The sequence below is a fragment of the Ruegeria meonggei genome, assembly GCF_900172215.1.
In the GTDB taxonomy this organism is placed as follows: domain Bacteria; phylum Pseudomonadota; class Alphaproteobacteria; order Rhodobacterales; family Rhodobacteraceae; genus Ruegeria; species Ruegeria meonggei.
This window is the reverse complement of record NZ_FWFP01000024.1, coordinates 1-4461: the sequence shown is the minus strand read 5'-3', so window position 1 is coordinate 4461 and position 4461 is coordinate 1. Positions and strand designations below refer to the sequence as shown.

Sequence of the window (4461 nt, the reverse complement as noted above, 5' to 3'; positions counted from 1 at the left end):
TTACTCTGCTGCGTCTTGGTATTCTGACATTGGAGGGCATGTGCAGATTAGGTTTCTGTCACCGTATGCGTTGTCGACGCGGTTTACGGGGGACCAGTATTTGTCGACGCCCATCGAGCCCGGGGGGAAGCAGGCCTGTTCGCGGCTGTAGGGCCGGTCCCAGTCGCCGACCAGATCGCGCACCGTGTGGGGGGCGTTTTTTAACGGGTTGTTCTCGGCGTCGATGGTGCCGTCGATGATGTCCTGTGCTTCCGAGCGGATCGACAGCATGGCGTCGCAGAAGCGGTCCAGCTCATCCTTGGGTTCCGATTCCGTGGGCTCGACCATCAGGGTTCCGGCTACCGGCCAGCTCATGGTCGGCGCGTGGAAGCCTGAATCAACCAGACGTTTGGCGATGTCGTCGACGCTGACATGGGCCGCCTCGTCCAGCGGGCGGGTGTCCAGGATGCATTCATGGGCCACCCGGCCTGTCTCGGACGTGTAGAGGATCGGATAGGCCTCAGCCAACCGTGCGGCGATGTAGTTGGCGTTCAGGATTGCCACTTTGGTGGCCTGGGTCAGACCTTCGCCGCCCATCAGCAACACATAAGCCCATGACACCGGCAGGATCGACGGTGAGCCAAAGGGCGCGGCCGAGACCGGGCCCACGGCACTGCCGTATTCCGGGTGGCCGGGCAGGTGTTCGATTAGATGCGCCTTGACGCCGATCGGACCCATGCCGGGGCCGCCGCCGCCATGCGGGATGCAGAAGGTCTTGTGCAGGTTCAGGTGGCTGACGTCACCGCCAATGTCCCCGGGGCGCGACAGGCCCACCATGGCGTTCATATTGGCGCCATCGATATAGACCTGGCCGCCATGGTCATGGGTGATCTGGCAGACCTCCTGCACGGTGGTCTCGAACACGCCATGGGTCGACGGGTAAGTGATCATGCAGGCGGCCAGATGATCGGAATGTTTTTCCGCCTTGGCGCGGAAGTCATTCAGATCAATGTTGCCCTTGTCATCGGCCTGCACCGGCACCACCTGCCAGCCCACCATCTGCGCCGAGGCCGGGTTGGTGCCATGCGCCGAGGTTGGGATCAGGCAGACATTGCGGTGCCCTTCGCCGCGCGCAAAGTGGTAGTTGCGGATGCTCAGCAGCCCCGCATATTCCCCCTGCGCGCCCGAGTTGGGCTGCTGGGAGATCGCGTCATAACCGGTGATCTGGCACAGCTTGTCGTTCAGATCGTCGATCATCTCATGATAACCCTGCGCCTGATCCTGCGGGCAGAACGGGTGCAGATTGCCGAACTCGGGCCAGGTGACCGGGATCATCTCGATCGTGGCGTTCAGCTTCATGGTGCACGACCCCAGCGGGATCATCGCGCGATCCAGCGCCAGGTCGCGGTCGGCCAGACGGCGCATGTACCGCGTGATCTCGGCCTCGGCCCGGTTCTTGTGGAAGATCGGATGGGTCAAGTATTCGCTTTCGCGCAGGGCGTAATCGGGCAGGCGGTACAGCTTGTTGGAACTGTCATCAGCCTTGTCGATGCCAAAAGCGCCCCAGACGGCCTCGATGGTCTCGGGGCGGGTCTGTTCGTCCAGACTGATGCCGACACGGCTCGTCCCGACCTTGCGCAGGTTGACGCCCCGGGCCACGGCGGCCTCCATCACCACGCTCTGCAGGTGGCCGACCTCAACCGTGATGGTGTCAAAGAACACCTCCGGCTCAACCGCAAAGCCGGCCTCTTCCAGACCGGCGGCCAGGCGCGAGGTCTTGCGGTGCACTGATTGCGCGATGGCCTTGATGCCATCGGGGCCGTGATAGACGGCATACATCGAGGCAATCACCGCCAGCAGCGCCTGCGCGGTGCAGACGTTGGAATTGGCCTTTTCGCGGCGGATATGCTGTTCACGGGTTTGCAGCGACAGGCGGTAGGCCTTGTTGCCCCGGCTGTCGATGCTGACGCCGATAATCCGGCCCGGCATCGAGCGTTTCAGCTTGTCGGTGGTCGCCATATACGCCGCGTGCGGCCCGCCATAGCCCATCGGCACGCCAAAGCGCTGGGTCGAGCCGATGGCGATATCCGCGCCCATCTCACCGGGCGATTTCAGCAGCGCCAGCGACAGGATGTCGGCGGCGACGATGGCGATGGCTTTATGTTCGTGCAGCGCCGCGATTTCCGATGTGAAGTCGCGCACATGGCCATGGGTGCCGGGATATTGGAAGATGGCGCCAAACACTGACCCTGCATCCAGTGTGTCCGGATCGGCAACCTGAACGTCGATGCCCAGAGGCTCGGCGCGGGTTTTGATCACGGCGATGGTCTGCGGGTGGCAGTTGCGGTCGACAAAGAAAGCCGCGTTGTTGGCCTTGGAGCGGCCACCGCGCTTGGCCATCGCCATCGCCTCAGCCGCCGCAGTCGCTTCGTCCAGCAGCGAGGCGTTGGCCACGTCCAGCCCGGTCAGATCGCTGACCATGGTCTGGAAGTTCAACAGCGCCTCAAGCCGACCCTGGCTGATCTCGGGCTGATATGGCGTATAGGCGGTGTACCAGGCCGGGTTTTCCAGGATGTTGCGCAGGATCGGCGCGGGCGTGGTGGTGCCATGATAGCCCTGGCCGATCAGCGAGGTCAGAACCTTGTTCTTGCCCGCCACCTGTTTCATGTGAAAGAGCGCATCGCGTTCCGTCATCGCCGGACCCCAGTCCAGCGGCTCTTTCTGCCGGATCGCAGGCGGGACGGTGGCGTCGATCAGCTGGTCCAGCGTCTTGAAGCCAATCACCTTGAGCATGTCGCGCATTTCCGTCGGGCTGGGCCCGATATGGCGGCGGTTGGCGAAGTCATAGGCTTCGTAATCAGTCAGTTTGAAGGCCATAGGTCATGCTCCTCAGGGAATGTCTCGCCCGGCCGCTCTGGCAGGAGCCTCCGGCGGGGATATTTTTAGCCAGATGAAGGGGCGGATCCGCGAAAGGACCCGCCGTTTAGGTTTACCCGATCAGGGCCTTGTAGCCGTCCAGATCCATCAGATCTTCCAGCTGCGCCGCGTCCGTGATCTTGATCTTGTAGATCCAGGCCGCGCCTTCGGGGTCGTCGTTCAGCGAGCCGGGATTGTCGGCCAGCGCCTCGTTCACTTCTACGATCTCGCCGTCCACAGGGGCATAAAGCTCGGACGCCGCCTTGACGGATTCGATCACGCCGATCTCGCCGCCTTTTTCGAACTCATCGCCCGCTTCCTGCTGTTCCACAAACACCACATCGCCCAGCTGTTCAGCCGCATGTTTGGTGATGCCCAGCGTGGCGGTGTCGCCCTCGACGGTCAGCCATTCATGCTCTTCGGAATAATAGGTTGCCATGTTGTCTCTCTCCTGACTTCAACGCTTGTAATTCTGGGTAACAAAGGGCAGCGCCACGATCTGCGCCGGTTGCGGCTTGCCCCGGATGATCAGGTTCACCTGTTCCCCGGGTTCACCGTGACCGGCAGCGACATAGCCCATCGCAACCGGGCCGCCGACCGTGGGGCCGAACCCGCCAGAGGTGATCTGGCCGATGGTATTGCCGTCGGCGCTTTGGATTTCCACGCCCTGACGTGCGGGCGCCCGGCCTGTCGGCTTGATGCCGACCAGCTTTTTGGCGGCCCCTTCGGCCAGCTCTTTCTGGATGCGATCCGCACCCGGGAACCCGCCCTCTTCCTTGCGGCGCTTCTGGATCGCCCAGCCCAGGGACGCCTCAATCGGCGAGGTGCTCTGGTCGATGTCATTGCCATACAGGCACAGGCCCGCCTCCAGCCGCAGGCTGTCGCGCGCGCCCAGGCCAGCCGCTTCGCAATCCTCATGCGCCAGGAAGGCTTTCGAAACTTCGATCGCCTTGTCCTCGGGGATCGAGATCTCGTACCCGTCCTCGCCGGTATAGCCCAGCCGCGAGATGCGGCAGTCCACGCCCAGGATCGGCGCCACAATGGTTTCCATGAACGTCATGTCGCGTGCCGCAGGGCACAGATCGCCCACCACGTTTTCCGCCGCAGGACCCTGCACCGCAACCAGCGCCCGGTCGAAGATCTCAATCACCTCAACCCCGTCCAAATTGGCGCGCATATGCGGGATGTCCTGATGGCGCAGTGCCGCGTTGACCACCACAAAATAATGATCACCCGCGTTCGACACGATCAGGTCATCCATGATCCCGCCATCCACGTTGGTGAAAAACCCGTACCGCGCCTTGCCCGGCTTCAGCGTCGCATAAGCCTGCGGGCAGATCGCCTCAAGCTTCTCGCCCACATTCTCACCGCGCAGGATCACCTGACCCATATGGCTCACGTCAAACAATGCAGCCTTCTCACGACACTGCGCATGCTCACCCATAATCCCCAAAGGATACTGAACAGGCATCTCCCAGCCCGCAAAATCAACCAGCTTACCACCCAATTCAACATGCAACGAATGCAAAGGAGTGCGTTTAATCTCGGTCATTGTTCCAGCCTTTC

The 4461-nt window shown here is 62.3% G+C and carries 3 protein-coding genes; all 3 read right to left on the bottom strand.

The features are described from left to right. Complete coding sequence (gcvP, locus tag RUM8411_RS22340) at positions 1 to 2856, bottom strand: aminomethyl-transferring glycine dehydrogenase (protein WP_085824927.1); 2856 nt, start codon at positions 2854 to 2856, stop codon at positions 1 to 3. Between the two features lie 112 nt (positions 2857 to 2968). Beyond that, positions 2969 to 3334: a glycine cleavage system protein GcvH gene (gene gcvH, locus RUM8411_RS22335; RefSeq protein WP_085824926.1), complete on the bottom strand. Its 366-nt coding sequence runs from the start codon at positions 3332 to 3334 to the stop codon at positions 2969 to 2971. Between the two features lie 18 nt (positions 3335 to 3352). Continuing rightward, positions 3353 to 4447 (bottom strand): glycine cleavage system aminomethyltransferase GcvT, encoded by a 1095-nt coding sequence (gcvT, locus tag RUM8411_RS22330; protein ID WP_085824928.1) that lies wholly within the window; start codon positions 4445 to 4447, stop codon positions 3353 to 3355. Between the last annotated feature and the right edge of the window lie 14 nt (positions 4448 to 4461).